The following is a 19,419-nucleotide window of genomic DNA, read 5'->3' as shown; positions in this document are numbered from 1 at the left end:
CGGCTAGCGTGGTCGGGTGCCCACCAGCTACCTCGCCCCGAAGGGGACGCCGGCCACCCTCCTCGAGTTCGAGCACGGAGGAGCGACCCTCATCGCCGAGACCTTCGGCGACGGTCCGCCCACCTTCCTGCTGCTGCACGGCATCGGCATGGGGCGCAGCGTCTACCTCGACCTCACCCAGCGGCTGCAGGGCCGGGTGATCGCGCTCGACCTCCCCGGCTTCGGCGAGGCCCCCGAGCCCACACGGACGCTGACGATGCAGCGGCACGCCGACCTCGTGGCCGCCTATCTCCGGCATGTCGACGCCGACCCCGTCGTGGTGATCGGGCACTCCATGGGCAGTCAGATCGCCGCGGAGCTCGCCGCCCGGCATCCGTCCCTCGTGGCCGGGGTCGTGCTGGCGGGTCCGACCGTCGACAAGGCCGAACGGAACATCGGCGCCCAGGCCCGCTACCTCCTTCAGGACCTCCTGGGCGAGCGCCCCCTCGTGATCTGGCGCGGTGCCCGCGAGTACCTCCGCGGCGGCCCGCACCTGATCCGCAAGATGCGGGCGACCATCGTGCATCAGCCGGAGAAGGCGTTCGTGCGCATCGCCTGCCCGGTGCTGGTGCTGCGCGGCGAGGACGACCCGCTAGCCCCGATGAGCTGGTGCCAGGACATCCTCGATGCGATCCCCGGCGCGGAGCTCGCCGTCATCCCGGACCACGGACACGGCACCCTCATCAGCGACTCCGAGCCGGCCGCCCGCCTCATCGAGGCCTTCGCCGCCCGCACCTAGCCCTTCGAATCGCTCACTGTGCGGCATCTGCGGCCGAAATGGAGCACAGTGCGCGACTCGAAGCGGTCAGCCGGCGGCGGGAGGGGTCTGCTTCGACTCGGCGAGCTCGTCGACGACGAGACCCCGGTGCTCGATCGTGCCGTTGCGGTAGGCCTGACGCCCGACCATGTGCGCGGACAGGGGCGCAGTCGCGAACTGCATGAGCACCACGGGGGCCACGAGCACGAGGCCGAACAGCACACCGCCGACGGACCGCTGCGACAGCGCGATCGCCACGCAGATCAGCAGCAGCCCGAGCACCTGCGGCTTCGTCGCGGCGTGCAGTCGCGTGGGCACGTCGCGGAAGTGCAGGAGTCCCACGGAGGCGGAGAGGCAGAGGATCGCCCCGAGCAGGATGAGCACGAGCACCGCCACGTCGACGACGGCATCAGGGATCATCAGACCGAACACGTTCATGGTGTCGTGTTGTCCCTTCTCGCGACGAACCGGGCGACCGCGATCGATCCGAACACACCGACCGCCGCGATGATGAGGAGCACGGGGATGTTGCGGGTGTGGCCGTTGATGGCCATCTCGGCGCCGAGCACGCACATGACCTCGGTCAGCAGCACGTCGGCGGCGACGGCACGGTCGAGGATCGACGGACCGCGCACGATGCGGATGACGGCGAGGATCGCGGCCACGCCGAACACGGCGAGGATGATGAGGAGCAGGGTGTTCATCGGGCACCGCCGATCGTCGCGGGGTCGATGCGGCCGGCACGTTCGTCGGCCTTGAGCGCGCGGTACTGGGTCGGATTGCCGAGCGCCCGGACGATGCGCTTCTCCCAGCCGAGCACGCCCTGCCGCTGCTTCTCGACGTCCTCCCGGCTGCGCACGCCGATCACGTGCAGATAGAGGATCCCGCGGTCGCGGTCGGCCTCGACTACCAGGGAGCCCGGGATGAGCGACGACACCACGGCGACGTGCGTCATGACGAGGTCGTCGGCATAGCGGAGCGGCACCGCGATGATGGCGGTGCCGGGCTGCCGGCGGAAGTCGAACACCTGCACGGTCACCGAGAGCGCGCCACGGAGGATCGCGAAGAGGAACTGCACGACGAACAGCGCGCCGTACCAGAGGTTGATGCGCCCGGAGAGCTCGACCGTGGGCAGGCGGAACACCCGCGTCACGAAGATGGCCACCACGAGCCCCGTGAGGAAGGAGAGCACCGTGAACTGGGCCCACAGCAGCATCCACAGCACGATCAGCCAGGCGAGGAACGGCAGCTGCATGCCGATGTCCCGCCAGACGCTCTTGGTCTCGGGGCTCATCCCTCCACCTCGTCTTCCAGCTGGACGAGGTTGACCGGCTGCAGCAGGCCCGCCCCGATACGGTCGCACAGAGCGTACAGCGGTCCCGCGAAGATCGTCAGGGCCACCGTCACGGTGACCATCCCGGCGGTGGCCACGGTCATGATCTTGGGGATGTGCCGGCGCTCCTGCTGCTCATCCGCGGCGGGGGCTCCGGTGAGGTACGAGATGCGCCCCTCGGTCTCGGTCGAGTCCTCCTCCTCACGCCAGAACGCGAGGTTCCAGGCCCTCATGAGCGCGTAGAGGGTGAGCAGCGACGTGATGATGCCGCCGAAGATGAGCACGATCATGAGCGGCGTGCCCACGGACGCGGCCGCTTCGAACAGGGCGAACTTGCCGATGAACCCGGAGAACGGCGGCAGACCACCGAGGTTGATCGCCGGGATGAAGTACAGCAGGGCGATCACGGGCGCGATCTTGAGCAGACCCTTGACCCGGAGGATGGAGGTGCTGCCGGCCCGACGCTCGATGAGTCCCACCGCGAGGAACAGGGTGGTCTGCACGACGATGTGGTGGACGATGTAGTACACGGTCGCGCCGATCGCCGCCGGGGTCGCGATCGCGAGACCGAAGATCATGTAGCCGACGTGGCTGACGAGCGTGAACGACAGGATCCGCTTGAGCTCGGCCTGCGCGACGGCGCCGAGGACCCCGACGATCATCGTCGCCAACGCGATGATGAGCAGCAGCGTGTCGATGCTGTTCGAGGCGAAGAGCTGCGTCTCGGTGCGGATCAGCGCGTACACGCCGACCTTGGTCAGCAGGCCGGCGAACACGGCCGTGACGGGCGCGGGAGCGGTCGGATAGGAGTCGGGCAGCCAGAACGACACGGGGAAGATCGCGGCCTTGATCCCGAAGGCGACCACGAGCATGAGGTGCAGCACGAGCTGCGTGTCCTGCGGCAGCTCCGACATCCGCTCGGCGATCTGCGCCATGTTGACCGTGCCGAGTGCGCCGTAGATCATCGCGATCGACGCGAGGAACAGGATCGACGACACGAGCGAGACGACGATGTAGACGGCGCCGGTGCGGATGCGCGACTCCGTGCTGCCCAGGGTGATGAGCACGTACGAGGCCACGAGGAGGATCTCGAACCCGACGTACAGGTTGAACAGGTCACCGGCGATGAAGGCGTTGAAGATGCCGGCGGCGAGGATCAGGTACGAGGGGTTGAAGATCGAGATCGGGGTCTCGTCCGCCCCGTCGGCCACACCCTGACCGATGGAGAAGAGGAGGACCGCGAGCAGCACCACGCTGGAGACGAGCACCAGGAGCGCGGCGAGACGGTCGACGTAGAGGACGATGCCGAATGGCACCGGCCACCCGCCCACGGATACCGCGAGCGGGGAGCCCGCGTCGACGACGACGAGCAGCACCGCCGCGATGACGGACACGACCGCGAGCGTGGCGACGGTGACGAACACCTGCAGGCGCGCGTTGCGACCGAAGACGAGGGTGATGGCCGCCCCGAGGAGCGGCAGGGCGACGAGGAGCGGGACGAGCGTGGTCATGGCCTGCCCTCCCCGTCTGTCGTGTCGTCGTCCCGGTCTGCAGCGCCGTCGGCGGCACCGTCGGGTTCGGGCTCCGGCTCGGCGACGAAGGGCGCGTCGTACGGCGCGTCATCGTGGATCGCCGGGTTGTCGCGCATGTGCAGGACGGTGATCGGCGCGGTCTGCACGCCCACGAAGTCGGTCGTGGCGTCGTCGTCGTCCGTCTCCGACTCGTCGTCCATGAGGTCTTCGTCTTCGTCGGTGCGCTCGCGCAGCGCGATGTCGGCCTCGTCGTCCTCGACCGTGTCCGCCTGGCCGAGCTGCCACGACCGGTAGATGAGCGCGAGCAGGAAGGCCGACACCGCGAACGTGATGACGATGGCGGTGAGCGTCAGGGCCTGCGGCAGCGGGTCGCTCAGATCGCCGTCGGTACCGAAGAACGGCGCGTTGCCCGGCACGCCCATGACGATGAGCAGCAGCAGGTTCGTCGCATTGCCGAGCAGGAGGAAGCCGATGAGGACGCGGGTGAGGCTGCGCTCCAGCATCGCGTACACGCCGCAGGCGAAGAGCACGGCCATGATCGCGATGAGGGCGAGCGAGACGTCCATCAGCCGTTCCCCCCGGTCCGCGAGGAGAAGTCGACGGCGGTGCTCTCGCCGGGGCGGAGCGCGGCCTGCCGGTCGACCTCCGCACCGAGGCTGCGGAGCACGTCGAGCACGAGCCCGATCACGACGAGGTAGACGCCGATGTCGAAGATGGTCGAGGTCACGAACTCCATGTGTCCGATGCCGGGGATCTCCCACTCCCAGAAGGTGCTGGTGAGCGGCGCGAGGCCGAAGAACAGCGGCACAACCGCGGTGCCCACGGCGAGGATCAGACCCGTGCCGAGGAGGCGACCGGCATCGGTCGGCGCCGCAGCGCCCAGCTCCCAGCGCCCTCCCGCGATGTAGCGCATGACGAGCGCCATGCCGGCGACGAGCCCGCCCGCGAAGCCGCCGCCGGGGAGGTTGTGCCCGGCGAAGAGCAGGAAGATCGACACGACGATGATCGTGTGGAACAGGATGCGGACGATGACCTCGAGCAGGATCGACCGGTTCTCGGGCTTCATCTTCTGGCCGCCGACGAGCCAGGCCCGCGGTGCCGAGCGGTTCTCCGCGGTCTGGAAGCGCACACCGTCCCGGGTCTCCACGAGCGGCCGGCTGCGCGCGGACTTCCGCAGCGAGCGGGGCAGGGTCTTGGTGGCGGCGAGGAGGTCGGCGCGGTGCGTGACGAAGACGAGCGAGGCGACACCGGTCGCAGCGAGCACGAGCACGGAGAGCTCGCCCATCGTGTCCCAGCCGCGGAGGTCGACGAGCGCCACGTTCACGACGTTCTTGCCGTGGCCGATCTCGTACGCGATCTCCGGGAAGATCGCCGAGATCGGGTCGGCCACGCGGGACTGGGTCGCGACGACGGCGACGAACGCCATGGTGAGGCCGACGCCGATGCCGAGGAGAGCGCGCGGGATACGGCTCACGGAGGCGTTGTGCTCGCCCATGCGCGCCGGCAGTCGGCGCAGGACGAGCGCGAAGGTCACCATCGTCACCGTCTCGACGAGGATCTGGGTGAGCGCGAGATCCGGTGCGCCGCTGGTGGCGAAGAGGACGACCATGCCCAGACCGGTGACCGAGGCGAGCACGACGCCGGTGTAGCGCTTGCGCGCACGCACCGCCACGACGCCGGCGACGGCCATGATCGGCGCGACGGCGAGCTGGGCCGGCGTGTGCCACAGCGAGAGCTGATAGCGGTCGATGTCGCTCGCCACGAGCGCGGTGACCTCGGCGGCGACGAAGACGACGAAGATCGTCCCCACGTAGACGGGCAGCGAGCCCCGCTGGGTGAGCGTCGTGCTCAGCACCGAGAGCCGGTCGATGCCGCGCATCACCACGTAATAGGCGTCGGCGGCCGTGAACGGCAGCAGGCGGGGGCGGCGGTCCCACCCGGTCCGGCGCGTGAGCAGGAAGAGCCCGATGCCGAGCAGGATCGACAGGATCGAGATGCCGAGTGCGGGCTCGAGGCCGTGCCAGAGGGCGAGGTGACCCGGTCCCTCGACGGCTGCGCCTTCGTGGTCGAGTCCCGGCGTCGCGGTCAGCGCATACGGCTGGAGGGCGACGTCGAGCGCGGGGGCGCCGATACCCGCGGCGAGCGTCACTCCGGCGAGGATGATCGGCGCGGAGAGAAAGCCCACCGGGGGGTCGGGCCAGACCGTGTCCGGCTGCCGCTGTCCGTCGGCATCGCGCTTGGTCCAGAACGCCCCCCAGAGGAAGCGGACGCCATATGCCGCAGTGAGCATGGACCCGAGAGCGACGCCGATCAGGGCGACGAGGCCCCACGCCGACCCGCCCTGCGCATCGTCCAGCAGCGCCGTGAGCGTCGACTCCTTCGCCACGAACCCGATGGTCGGTGCCACCCCGGCCATCGACGCCACGGCGATGAACGCGGCCGTAGCCATGACCGGTGCCTGACGGCCGACGCCGGAGAGCTCGGTCACGTCACGGGTGGACAGCTGCCGGTCGATGACGCCGACGATCAGGAACAGCGCCGACTTGAACAGCGCGTGCCCGATCACGAGGGCGATGCCGGCGAGGGCGGCCGCCTGCGTGCCGTAGCCGACGACGACCGCGAAGAAGCCGAGTTGGCTCACCGTGCCGAACGCGAGCACCCGCTTGAGGTCGGTCTCCCGCAGCGCCTGGATGCCGCCGAGGAGCATGGTGAGGATGCCGAGCGTGAGCACGATCGGCCGCCACGTGGGACTGAACGCGAAGATGGGCGCGAAGCGGGCGATGAGGTAGATGCCGGCCTTCACCATGGCCGCGGCATGCAGGTAGGCGCTGACCGGAGTCGGGGCCGCCATCGCGCCGGGGAGCCAGAAGTGGAAGGGGAACAGCGCCGACTTGCTGATGGCGCCGATCAGGAGCATGACGATCGCCGCATCGACGATCGGGCCGGTCGGCGCGATGGCGAGGATCTCCCGGATGCTCGACGTGCCGGTGTCGACGACGAGGAGCACGACGCCGACGAACATCACCAGTCCGCCCAGCGTGGTCACGAGGAGGGCCTGCAGCGCGGCGCGTCGGCTGGCGGCGCGGCGACGGTAGTGACCGATGAGGAGGTAGGAGAGGATGCTCGTGGCCTCCCAGAACATCACGAGCATCACGAGGTCGTCGGTGAGGACCAGACCGTACATCGCCCCCGCGAACGCGAGGAGGACGCCCGCGAACTGCCCGATGCCGGCGGCCTCGTCGTGGAAGTACCAGCGGCAGTAGAGGAGCACGAGCGCGCCGACGCCCGTGACGATGAGCGTGAGGACCCACCCGAGGACGTCCATGTTCATGGACAGGTTCAGTCCGAGCTGCGGGATCCACGGCACGGAGACGAACGGCACGGGGCCGTCGAGCACGTGCGGGGTGAGCACGAGCGCGTGCACGAACGCGGCGGCCGGGACGAGGGCGGCGACGGCGAAAGCCTGAGCTCCCAGCCAGCGCACCAGAACGGGCATCAAGAGCGACCCGAGGAGGAACACTGCGAGGAGCATCAGCATATACGCGGCTCCTCGGGGCTCGTCGGCCATGCGGCTCAGGCGGGCGGTGTCCGTCCAGTTTACCGGGCCGAGGCGCCTGTCGGCCCCGCGAGCTTCGAGATCGCGTGTCAGAGTGGTCGCATGCGGCGGGTCTGGGGGCGCGAGCTGGCGGGGTGGGCGGCCGCGCTGGCGTTGGCGCTCCTCGCCGTCGGACGCCTCACCTCCTCGCCGCGCTCGGCCCTGATGTTCGACGACGGGGACTCGCTGATCGTGGCCCTCGTCGGCCGATCGATCCTGGATGGGGGCGGGGGCGACTGGGCGCTGTCCAGCGTGCTCTTCCTTCCCGAGATCGCGGTGTTCACGGCCCTCGATGCCTCGCTGCCGTTCGACGTGAACGGCGTGCTGGCGGTCAACGCGGTCGTGAACGTGCTCGCGCTCTACGGGGCGATCCGGCTCGTCGCCGGACGGCGCGTCGAGGGTCGCACACCGGTCGCCTGGTCGGTCGCCGCCCTCGGCGTGTTCTGTCTCCTCATCGCCATGGAGTCCTCGCCGTCGCGAGACGCGCTCGAGCTCGCGTCGCTGATGCTGACGACGACGTACTACTCCGCGATCGTCGTCGCCGTCGTCCTCGCCGTCGGCCTGTGTCGGCGGTTCCTCGATCGCACCCGCAAGGGTGCGGCACTGCCCGTGTCTCTGGGGATGGTCGCGGCAGTGGCGACCCTCTGCAATCCGCTGTTCGCGGCCTGGGCCACGGTGCCCCTCTCCCTCGTCCTGGGCGGCCTCTGTCTCACCACTCTCGCGGTCCGGCGCCGGAGTCTCGCGCTGATCGCCGCGCTGGTCGGGGGCAGCATCCTCGGTTTCCTCGGTCGCATTCCCTTCTCGGCATGGATTGCGAACTCCGGCGCCGGCTACATCCAGCCCGCGGAATGGATCCACTCCGCCGCGTACTACGCCGACCTCGCGATCGACCGGCTGTCGTCGCCCGGCGGGGTGTTCGGCACGGTCGCCGTGCTGGCGCTGACGCTGCTCGCGGTCGTGCGGACGGCCCACGCGTCGGACGCCGGTGACCGCCTGGTGGCCACGGCCGCCTGGGCACTCCCGCTCGTCGTGCTGATCGGCGGCATCGCGGCGGGAACCCACGCGGCGCGATACCTGCAGCCGCTCGTCTTCGCCCCGGTCCTCGCCCTCCTCGCCCTGCCACGCGTCCGGATGCCGCGAGCCACGCTGGCGCGGGTCGTCCCCGCCGTCGTCGCCGTCGTCCTCCTCGTCGTTGGCGCCGCGTCCGTACCCCGCATCGTGCAGGCGGCGAGCGCTCCCGACCCCGACCTCGCGTGCGTGACGGACTGGGTGGACTCGTCGGGGCGCACCGGTGCCGGACAGTTCTGGACCGTCCGGCTGCCGAAGCTGCACGCGGCCGACCCGACCCGGCTCGTGCAGGTCGATCATGAGCTCCGCGGGTACGCGTGGCTGGTCGATCGTCGCGACTTCGCGGCGGGGGAGGTGTCGTTCCTCATCGAGGACTCGCAGACGGTGGCGTGGAACCTGCCGACCGCTGCAGCCCCGACAGCCGTCATCGCGTGCGGGCGATACCGCATCCTCGACTACGCCCCGGCGACGCTTCCCCTCGGACCCGCCCGCTCCTGACCGGTGCGCGCGATCAGCGCGACGGAGGCGGCGCGGTCGTGGTGCCGGCGCGGAACACGCAGTGCAGGTCCTGAGTGACGCCGGGCTCCCCGCGGAGCATCCTGGCGACCTGCTCCCCCGCAGCCCTCCCCTTCTCGACCGCCGGCTGCACGCTCGTGGTGAGGGTGAGATCGCCGAGACCGTCGAGGGGGATGCCGTCGAACCCCGCGACCGAGAGGTCTTCGGGAACGCGGAGTCCGAGCTCCTCCGCGGCGCGGATCACACCCACCGCCAGCAGGTCGCTCTGCGCGAGCACGGCGGTCGGGCGGGTGTCGGGATCGGCGAGCAGCATCCGCCCGACGAGGATGCCCTCGTCGATGAGGCTGCCCGAGGCCGAGATCGCCGGTGCGTCGGGGAAGACCTCCCGCATGCCGGCCAGGCGGTCGACCGTCACGTCGACGGTGGCGTGGGCCAGACGCTCCGGCGTGATGAGGGTGCGCTCGCGCTCGGCGTCGAGCGAGAGCGTGACGAGCGCGACGTCCCGGTGGCCGAGGTCGCGCACGTGCCGGGCGATCTCGGCGGAGGCGGCGACGTTGTCCAGGGTGATGCGCGGGACGTCGAGACCCGCGTCCCCCTCGATGACGACGACGGGGAGACCGCGTCCGCGCACGATCTCGAGGGACGCGCGGGTGCGCCCCGAGCAGCCGATGAGCACCACCGCGTCGACGGGGGCGCTCGCGATGGCCGAGCCGTCCTCGCCCGGTTCGTCGCGCATGAGGAGGATCCCGGCGCTGAGGTCGGCCAGGCCGTCGGTGAGGCCGTCCATCATGGCGGTCGTCACGGGGTCGAGGAAGGCGGCGCGCAGATGCCCCTCGAGGACCACCGCCACGATGCCGCTGCGTCCGCGACGGAGGGAGGCGGCGCGCGGGTCGGGCCCCGTGTAGCCGAGGTCGGTCGCGGCGGCCAGCACCCTGTCACGGGTGGCGGGTGCGACCTTGGCCTTGCCGCTGAAGACGACGGACGCGGTCGAGGTGGCGACCCCCGCCTCGCGAGCCACATCGGCGATCGTGGGCCGGCGCGGCGTCTCCCTGGTCATACTCCGAGGATAGCCCGGTTCGGTCGCGCAAGGTCGAATCGATTCGATAGGCTGTCCGCCATGGACACCGCCCTTTCCCGTTCGCAGTTCGTGCGCTGGCGCACCGCGATCTTCGCCATCTTCCTCGCCAGCGGCCTCTCGATCGCGACCTGGGCCTCCCGCGTGCCCGGGATCAAGGAGGCGCTCGGCCTCGACAATGCGCAGGTCGGGCTGATCCTCCTGGGCATGGGCGTGGCGTCCATCCTCGGCATCTCGACCAGCCCCGCCGTCATGGCCCGGACCGGGGCACGGCGCGGCATGCTCCTGGCCATGCTCACGTTCGCCACGGGCATCGCGCTCGTCGGCCTCGGCGCGACCGTGTTCGGGTCGGTGCCGGTCGTCCTCATCGGCATGGTGCTCTTCGGCTTCGGCAACGGCTGCGTCGACGTCATGATGAACGTCGAGGCCACCGCCATCGAACAGCAGATGGGCCGCACGATCCTGCCGGTCTTCCACGCGTTCTTCAGCTTCGGCACCGTGCTCGGCGCCGGCATCGGCGCCCTCGCCGCGGCCCTCCAGGTCGACGTCGGCACGCACGCCGTGTCGATGGGCGTCCTCATCGCCGTGATCGCCGTCGTCTGCTTCTTCCAGGTGCCCGTGCGCGAGGCCGCGCTCGACCCCGAGGACCACGAGAAGCCCCCGTTCCGCCAGCGCATGCACACCGCGCTCGAGGCCTGGCGCGAACCGCGCACGTATCTGCTGGGAACCGTCATGCTCGGCATGTCCTTCGCGGAGGGCGGCGCCAACGACTGGATCGCCCTGGGCACCGAGCAGGGACACGGCTTCGCGGAGGGCACCGGCGCCGTCGCCCTGGCGGTCTTCTCCGTGGGCATGACGGTGGTGCGCCTCTTCGGCGGGCCGCTGGTCGACCGCTTCGGCCGGGTGCTGGTGCTGCGCATCCTGGCCGCGACCGCCGCCACCGGAATCCTCCTGTTCATCCTCGCGCCCACGCTGCCGCTGGTCCTCGTCGGCGCGGCGCTGTGGGGCATCGGCGCGTCGCTCGGCTTCCCCCTCGGCATGTCGGCCGCGGCGGACGATCCGGCCAAGGCCGCAGCACGGGTGAGCGCGGCGGCGACCATCGGCTACGTGGCGTTCCTCGGCGGCCCGCCGGTGCTCGGGGTCATCAGCGAGCACATCGGGCTGCTCAACACGCTCTTCATCCTGGTCGCACTCGTGGTGCTCTCGGGGCTGTTCTCCGGCGCCGCCCGACCGCTCCGCGCCGAGGAGAAGGCTCCGGCGGTTCCGACCGTCGAGGGCTGACTCAGTCCTCGACCCCGCGGACGAGCGCGGCCGCGTGCGACCGGCTGCGCGCGCCGAGCTTGGTGAGGACGTTCGAGACGTGCGTCTTCACCGTCGGGACGGAGATCCGCAGGCGCGCGGCGAGCTGGGCGTTCGACCACCCCTGCAGGATCCCGTCGAGGACGTCGCGCTCCCGGGGCGTCAGCTCCGGCAGCGCGAACGTCGTCATCGGCGTGGGCTCCGGAGCGGACGCCGCGACGGCGGCGAGCGCACGGCGCGTGACCCGTGGGTCCAGCGCCCCGTCGCCGGCGGCGACAGCGCGCACCGCCTGCACGAGAGTCGGCGCGTCGACGGTCTTCAGGAGGAATCCGACCGCTCCCGCCCGGATCGCCGCGAGCACGAGCTCGTCCTCGTCGAAGCTCGTCAGGACGAGCACATCCCCCAGACCGCGCTCGACGATCTCGCGGGTGGCCGAGACCCCGTCGCGTCCTGGCATGCGCAGATCCATGAGGACGACATCCGGCCGGAGCGCTGCGGCATTGCGCACGGCCACCTCGCCATCCGCGGCCTCCCCGACGACAGTGATGTCGTGCGTCTCCAGCATGATGCGCAGGCCGGCCCGGATCGCGCCGTGGTCGTCGGCGAGCAGCACGGTCGGTGCGGTCATGCCCGTACCCCCAGCGGCAGTCGCGCCTCGACCAGCCAGCCGTCGGGTTCCGCACCGGCCCGGAACGTCCCGCCCAGCGCGGTGATGCGCTCCCGCAGCATCTGCAGCCCCCACCCCTCGCCGCCCTGCCCGGCGGTGACGGTCGGCGCGCCGCCCCGCGACCGCACCGTAACGCGCGCCTGCTCGTCGACCGGGCCGATGGTCACTTCGACCACGGCACCGTTCGCATGGCGGACACAGTTCCCTAACGCCTCACGTACCACCCGCACGACCGCCTGCTCACCGCCGCCGCCGAGGGCACCCGGGTCCTCGACGGCGAGGCGCACGTCCAAGCCCGAGCGTCGGGCCTCCGCGGCGAGGCCCTCGAGGTCGGCCCATCCCGGGGTCGGCGCGAGCGCCCCGTCGCCGCGGCGCAGCACCCCGATCATGGTGCGCAGGGCTCCGTGCGCGTCCAGCCCGGCATCGCGCACGGCCTGCAGCGCGGCACGGTCGTCCGAGCGGTCCGGCGGAGCAGCGAGTGCCGCCTCGGCTCGGATCGCCATGGCCATCACGTGCCCCGCGACCACGTCGTGCAGTTCGCGCGCCATCGCCTCGCGCTCACGCTGCACGGCCTGCGCCCGGTCTCGAGCGGCGGTGGCTGCGGCGTCCTCCGCTCGCTGACGGTGCAGGTCGGCCAGCTCGTGCGCCTGCGACACCGCCACCGCCCACCAGTAGTCCGTACCGAAGATCGCGCCGAACTGCACCGCGAACAGCACCGCGACCGCGGGAGTCGCCGCCGAGAGCAGCAGCGCGGCGAGGAAGAGGGCGACGGTCGCCACGCCCAGGAGCACGAGCAGCACGCGGCGCCCACGCGGGCCGGCGAGGAAGGCCGCCGTCCACAGCACGTCCAGCAGCACCACGAGCGTCCCGACGCCGCCGACGGTGAGGAGGTCGGCGACGAAGAGCCCGGCGACGAGCGCGAGCACCGTCCACGGATGACGCCGCTTGCCGAGGGCCAGGGCGCAGGCGGGGAATGCGAGGGCCAGGGCCCACCACGGCGAGACGTCCTCCGGTAGAAGGGAGAAGGGCCCCCAGATGCCGTGGAACCCGAGCGCCGCCATGACCGTCGCGAGAGCGGCCATGCCCAGCGGGTCCACCCACCACCGGTGCCGCCGGTACCAGGCGGCGGGCCTTCCGTCGGCCGGATCGTGCATGTCCTCATGCAACCACGGCGCGGTCGGCGTCGCATCCGACCAAAGGATGAGGGCATCCGGACGACCCCGACTTTCGCCCGATCCGCGCTCGGCGTGCCGCCGGGATCGTGGACGCATGGAACTCTTCGGCGGGCTGCCGCTGCCCCTCTCCCTCGCCGTGCTCGCGCTCATCGACGGCCTGAGCGTCGGGACGCTGCTCATTCCGGTCTTCCTGCTGCTGCATCCCGGCCGCATACGCGCCGGACGGATCCTCCTCTATCTCGCGACGATCGCCGCGTTCTATCTCGTGGTCGGGCTCCTCTTCCTCTGGGGGCTGGTGAATCTCGTCGACGTCGCCTCCGACTTCCTGCGCTCTCCCGCGGGCATGATCACCCGTCTCGTCGTTGGTGCCGCGCTGCTCGTCACCGCCTTCGTGATGCCGACGAAGCCTGCGGAGGCGGCGCCGGTCGGAGCACCCGCGGCCACCACCGCGGCGAACGGCCCCGGCGCTCCGGGCAGCGATCCTCTGTCCGGCACGAACGCCCCGGCACCCCCTCCCGTTCCGGCCACCGCTGCCACCGCGGGCGCACCGCGTCCCGGTCGGATCGCTCGGTGGCGGGAACGCCTGCTCGACCCGCAGACTCGGGGATTCGCGGTCATGGCCGTCGCCATCGCGGCCGGACTCGTGGAGGTGGCGACGATGCTCCCGTACATCGTGGCGATGACGATGCTCGCGGACGCCGGCGTCGACACGCCGCTCCGGGTGCTCTCCCTCGCCGGGTACTGCGCGCTGATGATCGCCCCGGCGCTCGTGCTCCTCGTGCTGCGACTGGTGGCGGCGCCGCTCGTGCAGCGTCCGCTGGAGCGCTTCGCCGCCTGGATGGAGCGGACGGGCGCGGAGAACACGGCGTGGATCATCGGCATCATCGGCTTCCTCATCGCCCGCTCGGCCGCGACGGAGCTCGGACTCTTCGACGCGCTCCTCTGACCGCGTGACCGGCGACGACGAAGTAGGCTCGTCGGGTGCGTCTCGTCATCGCCCGCTGCTCGGTCGACTACACCGGCCGACTCAACGCCCACCTTCCGCTCGCCACCCGCCTGCTCGTGCACAAGGGGGACGGGAGTCTGCTCGTGCACTCCGACGGCGGCAGCTACAAGCCGCTGAACTGGATGAGCCCGCCGTGCGTGCTCGCGACCGAGGAACCGGGCGAGGAGGAGGCCGGCGCCGGCGTCGTCGAGGTGTGGCGCGTGACCCACAAGAAGACCGGCGACGCCCTCCGCGTGCAGATCTACGAGGTCATCCACGACTCCAGCCACGAACTCGGGATCGACCCCGGACTGCAGAAGGACGGCGTCGAGGCCGACCTGCAGCGGCTGCTCGCGGAGCAGGTCGACCGCGTCGCCGAGGGTGCCACCCTCGTCCGTCGCGAGTACCCCACGGCCATCGGCCCCGTCGATCTGCTGGTGCGCGACGCCGACGGCGTGGCGATCGCGGTCGAGGTCAAGCGCCGCGGCGACATCGACGGCGTCGAGCAGCTCACCCGCTACCTCGAGCTCCTGGGACGCGACCCCCACCTCGCCCCGGTGCAGGGCGTGTTCGCCGCCCAGGAGATCAAGCCCCAGGCCCGCGTCCTCGCCGAGGATCGCGGCATCCGCTGCCTCGTGCTCGACTACGACGACATGAAGGGCATCGAGTCGGGCATCCCCCGCCTCTTCTGACCCTCAGCGCGTCGAGACCAGGCGCGGCCGCGGGCCCTCCAGCCGCGCGATCGCGATCTTCACCTCCGTGAGCTCGTGCTCGATCCGGTCGAACTTCGCGTCCTGGGCCGCGAACCTCGCGTCCACCGCAGCGAACCGCGTGTCCATCCGACCGATCATCCAGCCGAATCCGCTGATGATCGCGACGAGAGTCGTCGCGGCCGTCGCCAGCATCGTGATGACTTCCACCGACACGTACATGCCCCCATTCTCACCCGTGATCCCGCCGCTGTCACGACTCTAGATCGGCGTAAAGGGTGTTCCCGCGTTCGGTGGATGAACCCGTTTCGTGCACACCTGTGCAGGACGGGCGGGCACCCGTTCGCGGGACCCTAGGCTGGAGGCATGCCCTCTTCGCCTTACTCGTGTGTGCTCTGGGACGTCGACGGGACCATCGTCGACGCCTCGGTCGGGATCCTGCGTCGCCTGAACATCGCCCTGACGCACTTCGGCCACCCGGCGCCGACGCGCGAGGAGCTCGTGCACTGGATCGGCCCTCCGATGTTCCAGTCCTTCCAGGACCAGGCCGGGATGACGCCGGAGCAGTCGACCGAGGCGGTGGCGTTCTACCGCACCCTCGGCAAGGCCGACGGGTACACGACCGACGTGCAGACGTACCCCGGGGTCGCCGAGCTGATCCATGACCTGCACGCGGCGGGCGTCCCCCAGGCGACGGCGAGCTCGAAGCCGGAGAATCAGGTCGACGCCCTGGTGGATCACTTCGGACTCCGGCCGTCGTTCCTCACGACCGTGGGCGCCACGCCGGACGAGGCCACGCTCGCGTCCAAGACCGACATCGTGGCCGAGGCGCTGCGACGGCTGCGCGCACTCGGTGCCGACACCTCCCGCCCGGTCCTCGTGGGCGACCGGCACCACGACGTCGAGGGCGGTCTCGCCAACGGCGTGCCCGTGATCTTCGTCGGCTGGGGCTTCAGCGACCCGCACGAGGGCGACGACGCGGCGTTCCGCGTCTCGACCGTCGACCAGCTGCGCGCACTCCTGCTGCCCTGACCGGCTCCAGGGCCGTCAGGGAAGACGAAACTCCCCGCCGGGTCAGCGCCTGCGCGTGGATCCGACGGGGAGTTCCCGGTGTTGCTTCCGCCTCAGACGGGGCGGATGTTCTCTGCCTGCAGGCCCTTGGGGCCCTGCGCCACATCGAACTCGACCCGCTGGTTCTCTTCGAGAGAGCGGTAGCCGGATGACTGGATGGCGGAGTAGTGCGCGAAGACGTCAGCGCCTCCGTCGTCGGGGGAGATGAAGCCGAAGCCCTTCTCCGAGTTGAACCACTTGACCGTGCCCTGGGTGCTCATGTACTGCCTGTTCTGCTGATGTAGAAGCCGACGCAGGGGTGCACCGACATCGCTAACGCTAGTGGAGGGGACCCCCGGCGGAATAGCCGTTGCGAGAAGGTAATCCAAATGTTGCATGAGCGGACGCGCCCGGAAAATGGTGTGGCCCTCACCGCGGGGGGAGCGATGAGGGCCGAAGACGACCGGAGGGTGCGTCAGAAACAGCCTAACCCCTCCGCGCGCTTCTTGTCCCCCTTTTGGGGGACAAATTTGAAAAATCTTCGTGGCGGACGGCCGGGTAGCGGCCCTCTCGAGGAGTTCATTGGGGACTGAACTACTCGAGAGGGCCCAATCGCATGCACGGATCGCCCGGCCCGTGGGGAGGGCCTCCGCCTCCTGGGGAGAGGCGTAGACGATCGATCCCCTTGCATGCACTTTCACCATAGGGGAGGACGCGATCTCCCGCCATGGACCTTGACAGACGCCGGGGTAGCCTGATTCGGTGACCATGCTGAACAAGGACATGACGCTCTGCATCTCGCTGTCCGCACGGCCGAGCAACAACGGCACGCGCTTCCACAACCACCTGTACGAGGCCCTCGATCTGAACTGGATCTACAAGGCGTTCGCGCCGACCGACCTGGCGCAGGCCATCGCGGGGGTGCGCGGCCTCGGCATCCGCGGGTGCGCGATCTCGATGCCCTATAAAGAGGACGTCATCGCGCTCGTCGACCGCATGGACCCCTCGGCACAGGCCATCGACTCCGTCAACACGATCGTGAACGACGACGGCGTGCTCACGGCCCACAACACCGACTATTCGGCGATCGCGCAGCTCATCGCGGAGAACGACCTCGACCCGGCGTCGTCGGTCCTCCTCCGGGGTTCGGGCGGCATGGCGAAGGCGACGGCCGCCGCGTTCCGCGACGCCGGCTTCACGGACGTGACCATCGTCGCCCGGAACGAGACGGCGGGCCACGCCCTCGCCGAGCTGTACGGGTTCGCCTGGCGCACGGAGGTCGGAGACGCGAGGGCCGACGTGATCGTGAACGTCACCCCGCTCGGCATGGCCGGAGGTGCGGAGGCCGACACCCTCGCCTTCCCGCAGCCGACCATCGACGCCGCCGCGGTCGTGTTCGACGTCGTCGCGCTGCCCGCCGAGACGCCGCTCATCGCGGCCGGTCGGGCCGCGGGCAAGACCGTGATCTCGGGAGCCGAGGTCGCGACGCGGCAGGCGCTGGAGCAGTTCGTCCTCTACACCGGCATTCGGCCGTCCGCGGAGCAGGTGCGCGCCGCCGAGGAGTTCATGCGCGCCGGAGCCTGATGCGCAGAACCCGCGTCAGGAGGCGCGGCCCTCGGCCAGGTAGCCGAGCCGGTGCAGCGTCTCCGCATTCCGCCAGCGGAGCATCGGCGTGGTCAGGAACCGGGGCAGGATCGTCGCCGGGCCCTTGACCGGCTCCTCGTCGATGCGCACCTGGCACCCCGTCGGGGTCGTGCGTGCACGGATCGTCACCTGCGCCTCTCCCACCGGCCAGCCGCGCGCCCGCATGACCGCACGGTGCGGCGGGTGCCACTCCACCAGCTCGGTGGTGTCGTCCAGGAGCGCGGGCCACGTGCCGACCGAATGGTGCAGCTGGGCTCCGGCCGCCGGCCAGGAGTCGTCGACGTCGCGCATGCGGGAGGCGCCGACCACCCACGCGGGGTAGAGCCAGCCGTTCGCCAGCACGCGGAACACGTCATGGGTGGTGCACGTCAGGTCGCGGGTGTTGGTGGCCATGGTTCCTCCGTTCCGACCTCATCCTGCGCGCTCCGGAAGACGGTCGGACAGGTGCTTGACATCCGCAGAGCCGACCGTCCGGCTAGCACAAACGTCTCGAGGATGCTTCCCCCTGGGCCTCGTCGAGATCCCGTGTCAGGGTCGGATCATGCTTCAGCGACTGACTTCCCGACTGTCCGACGGTGTCGACGCGGTCCTGCACGAAGACTCGCCGTCGCTGCTCACCCGCGGCTACGACTTCGGCGAGCGCATCTGGCGCCGAGCGCGCCCCGGCGCCCGGTCGGCCCCGATGCGCCTCCTCGGGCACCCGGCGGCCTTCGTCCGCGGTGCCGAGGGGGTGGAGCTGTTCTACGACGAGAGCCGCATCGCCCGCGCCGGCGCCATGCCGGGGATCGTCCGCGAGCCCCTGTTCGGGCACGGGTCCGTGCACGCGCTCGACGGCACCGCCCACCGCCACCGCAAGGCCACCTTCGTCGAAGCCGCGTACGAGGATGCGCAGGTCGAACGGCTCACACCGTTCCTCGAACGGGAATGGGCTGCCGAGCGCGAGGACTGGCGCGCCGGCGGCACCCGCAGCGCTTACGACGCGGCCGTCGGCGCCTTCGGGCGCGCCATGATGCGCTGGGCCGGACTGCCGGGGACCGCGGCGGCGCAGACTCGCTGGGCCGCGCGCCTCGCGCAGATCGTGGACGGGTTCGGCACCCCCTACTCCCCCGCCTACGTCGAGGCCTTCGCGAACCGGATCTTCTCGGACCGGCACGCGCGTCGCCTCATCGAAGCCGTCCGCGCCGGCGATCTGACGGCACCGGAGGGCACCGCGCTCGCCCTGTGGGCCGCGCATCGCGACGAGAACGGCGAGCTGCTGCCCGCCCAGGTGGCCGGCGTCGAGCTGCAGAACAGCATCCGTCCGATGATCGCCGCCGCGCGGTTCGTGGCCTTCGCCGCGAAGCAGCTGCACGACCACCCCGAGTGGCGTACCCGGATCGCCGCCGAGACCGCCGAGCGGGGATCGCTCGTGGGTGGAACGCTCGCGACGATGTTCGCGCAGGAGGTGCGGCGGACCGGACTGTTCGTGCCGATGCTGCCTGGTCGCACCATCGCCGAGGTCGAGATCGACGGCGTCACGGTCCCGGAAGGCGGCCGGGTCGTCCTCGACATCCTCGGCACGAATACCGACGAGCGGTCGTGGTCCCACCCGGAGCGCTTCGCCCCCGAGCGGTTCACCGACGTGGACGACTACGAGGAGATCACGACCTTCGTCCCTCAGGGCGGGGGCGACGTCGCCACCGGACACCGCTGCCCCGGGGAGAAGCTCGTCATCGCCGGCCTGTCCGCCGCCATCGCCGTCCTGAGCGACCCCGAGCTGACGGTGCTCGACGAGGGGCTCGCGGTGAACCGTCGTCGTCTTCCCACCAAGCCCTCGTCGGGCGGACGGGTGCGTGCCACCGGTTCCGGGCGCGGCTGCCCGTTCCACTGAGTCCCGGGGATCGCACGTCGTCCACGGCCTGTCAACCGGGTGGCCATGCTGCGCCGCACCCGAGAGCGTGGAGGGACGACGGACATCGAGACGTGGAGGACATG

General features: G+C 70.8%; 20 protein-coding genes. 8 read left to right on the top strand and 12 right to left on the bottom strand.

Annotated elements, in window-relative coordinates:
• Window positions 1-16 precede the first annotated feature (16 nt).
• Window positions 17-778 carry an alpha/beta fold hydrolase gene (locus CJ226_RS04870; RefSeq protein WP_062637622.1) on the top strand — a complete coding sequence of 254 codons (762 nt, stop codon included), beginning with the start codon at window positions 17-19 and terminating at the stop codon, window positions 776-778.
• A 66-nt stretch (window positions 779-844) separates the two neighbouring features.
• Here the strand turns inward: CJ226_RS04870 and mnhG are convergent, their stop codons facing one another.
• The 6 genes from mnhG to CJ226_RS04840 are packed head-to-tail and all read right to left on the bottom strand — an operon-like array spanning window position 845 to window position 7,199.
• Window positions 845-1,234 carry a monovalent cation/H(+) antiporter subunit G gene (gene mnhG / locus CJ226_RS04865; RefSeq protein ID WP_102208479.1) on the bottom strand — a complete coding sequence of 130 codons (390 nt, stop codon included), beginning with the start codon at window positions 1,232-1,234 and terminating at the stop codon, window positions 845-847.
• Complete coding sequence (locus tag CJ226_RS04860; protein WP_025105196.1) at window positions 1,231-1,500, bottom strand: monovalent cation/H+ antiporter complex subunit F; 270 nt, start codon at window positions 1,498-1,500, stop codon at window positions 1,231-1,233. The genes mnhG and CJ226_RS04860 overlap by 4 nt, the downstream gene beginning before the upstream one ends.
• Entirely contained in the window at window positions 1,497-2,090 is a 594-nt protein-coding gene (locus CJ226_RS04855; protein WP_062637626.1) for a Na+/H+ antiporter subunit E, read from the bottom strand. Before CJ226_RS04855 ends, CJ226_RS04860 begins: the two co-directional genes overlap by 4 nt.
• On the bottom strand, window positions 2,087-3,640 hold the full coding sequence (locus CJ226_RS04850) for a Na+/H+ antiporter subunit D (protein ID WP_062637628.1): 1,554 nt from the start codon (window positions 3,638-3,640) through the stop codon (window positions 2,087-2,089). The genes CJ226_RS04855 and CJ226_RS04850 overlap by 4 nt, the downstream gene beginning before the upstream one ends.
• Window positions 3,637-4,227 carry a Na(+)/H(+) antiporter subunit C gene (locus tag CJ226_RS04845; protein WP_257996519.1) on the bottom strand — a complete coding sequence of 197 codons (591 nt, stop codon included), beginning with the start codon at window positions 4,225-4,227 and terminating at the stop codon, window positions 3,637-3,639. The genes CJ226_RS04850 and CJ226_RS04845 overlap by 4 nt, the downstream gene beginning before the upstream one ends.
• On the bottom strand, window positions 4,227-7,199 hold the full coding sequence (locus CJ226_RS04840; protein WP_062637630.1) for a Na+/H+ antiporter subunit A: 2,973 nt from the start codon (window positions 7,197-7,199) through the stop codon (window positions 4,227-4,229). Before CJ226_RS04840 ends, CJ226_RS04845 begins: the two co-directional genes overlap by 1 nt.
• 120 nt (window positions 7,200-7,319) lie before the next feature.
• On the opposite strand from CJ226_RS04840, the gene CJ226_RS04835 reads away from it, so the two are divergent.
• Entirely contained in the window at window positions 7,320-8,822 is a 1,503-nt protein-coding gene (locus tag CJ226_RS04835) for a hypothetical protein (RefSeq protein ID WP_102208478.1), read from the top strand.
• 13 nt (window positions 8,823-8,835) lie between these two features.
• Here CJ226_RS04835 and CJ226_RS04830 read toward each other — a convergent pair whose 3' ends face one another.
• Window positions 8,836-9,897, bottom strand: coding sequence for a LacI family DNA-binding transcriptional regulator (locus tag CJ226_RS04830; protein ID WP_062637633.1), 1,062 nt, complete (start codon window positions 9,895-9,897; stop codon window positions 8,836-8,838).
• Window positions 9,898-9,957: 60 nt separating this feature from the next.
• Between CJ226_RS04830 and CJ226_RS04825 the strand changes: the two genes are divergently transcribed.
• Complete coding sequence (locus tag CJ226_RS04825) at window positions 9,958-11,196, top strand: MFS transporter (protein ID WP_102208477.1); 1,239 nt, start codon at window positions 9,958-9,960, stop codon at window positions 11,194-11,196.
• A gap of 1 nt (window position 11,197) precedes the next feature.
• On the opposite strand, the gene CJ226_RS04820 is transcribed toward CJ226_RS04825, so the two are convergent.
• Window positions 11,198-11,842 carry a response regulator transcription factor gene (locus CJ226_RS04820; protein WP_062637640.1) on the bottom strand — a complete coding sequence of 215 codons (645 nt, stop codon included), beginning with the start codon at window positions 11,840-11,842 and terminating at the stop codon, window positions 11,198-11,200.
• A complete protein-coding gene (locus CJ226_RS04815; RefSeq protein WP_102208476.1) occupies window positions 11,839-13,035 on the bottom strand; it encodes a sensor histidine kinase in 1,197 nt (398 codons plus the stop codon). The genes CJ226_RS04820 and CJ226_RS04815 overlap by 4 nt, the downstream gene beginning before the upstream one ends.
• 115 nt (window positions 13,036-13,150) lie before the next feature.
• Between CJ226_RS04815 and CJ226_RS04810 the strand changes: the two genes are divergently transcribed.
• Window positions 13,151-14,002, top strand: coding sequence for a GAP family protein (locus CJ226_RS04810; protein ID WP_102208475.1), 852 nt, complete (start codon window positions 13,151-13,153; stop codon window positions 14,000-14,002).
• A gap of 35 nt (window positions 14,003-14,037) precedes the next feature.
• Window positions 14,038-14,733 carry an endonuclease NucS gene (nucS, locus tag CJ226_RS04805; RefSeq protein WP_060923428.1) on the top strand — a complete coding sequence of 232 codons (696 nt, stop codon included), beginning with the start codon at window positions 14,038-14,040 and terminating at the stop codon, window positions 14,731-14,733.
• A 3-nt stretch (window positions 14,734-14,736) separates the two neighbouring features.
• Here nucS and CJ226_RS04800 read toward each other — a convergent pair whose 3' ends face one another.
• Complete coding sequence (locus CJ226_RS04800) at window positions 14,737-14,973, bottom strand: hypothetical protein (RefSeq protein ID WP_025105184.1); 237 nt, start codon at window positions 14,971-14,973, stop codon at window positions 14,737-14,739.
• A 144-nt stretch (window positions 14,974-15,117) separates the two neighbouring features.
• Between CJ226_RS04800 and CJ226_RS04795 the strand changes: the two genes are divergently transcribed.
• Window positions 15,118-15,783: an HAD hydrolase-like protein gene (locus CJ226_RS04795; RefSeq protein ID WP_102208474.1), complete on the top strand. Its 666-nt coding sequence runs from the start codon at window positions 15,118-15,120 to the stop codon at window positions 15,781-15,783.
• A gap of 92 nt (window positions 15,784-15,875) precedes the next feature.
• On the opposite strand, the gene CJ226_RS04790 is transcribed toward CJ226_RS04795, so the two are convergent.
• Window positions 15,876-16,082, bottom strand: a complete 207-nt coding sequence (locus CJ226_RS04790; protein WP_017203899.1) for a cold-shock protein — start codon at window positions 16,080-16,082, stop codon at window positions 15,876-15,878.
• Between the two features lie 481 nt (window positions 16,083-16,563).
• On the opposite strand from CJ226_RS04790, the gene CJ226_RS04785 reads away from it, so the two are divergent.
• Entirely contained in the window at window positions 16,564-17,385 is an 822-nt protein-coding gene (locus CJ226_RS04785; RefSeq protein ID WP_180964536.1) for a shikimate 5-dehydrogenase, read from the top strand.
• Between the two features lie 15 nt (window positions 17,386-17,400).
• On the opposite strand, the gene CJ226_RS04780 is transcribed toward CJ226_RS04785, so the two are convergent.
• Entirely contained in the window at window positions 17,401-17,838 is a 438-nt protein-coding gene (locus tag CJ226_RS04780; RefSeq protein WP_060923431.1) for an SRPBCC family protein, read from the bottom strand.
• Between the two features lie 148 nt (window positions 17,839-17,986).
• Between CJ226_RS04780 and CJ226_RS04775 the strand changes: the two genes are divergently transcribed.
• On the top strand, window positions 17,987-19,315 hold the full coding sequence (locus CJ226_RS04775; protein WP_102208473.1) for a cytochrome P450: 1,329 nt from the start codon (window positions 17,987-17,989) through the stop codon (window positions 19,313-19,315).
• The last annotated feature ends 104 nt before the right edge of the window (window positions 19,316-19,419 follow it).

It is taken from the genome of Microbacterium sp. UMB0228, assembly GCF_002871415.1.
GTDB lineage: Bacteria > Actinomycetota > Actinomycetes > Actinomycetales > Microbacteriaceae > Microbacterium.
Note: the sequence above shows the minus strand (reverse complement) of the source record. Positions and strands in the feature narration are given on the sequence as shown.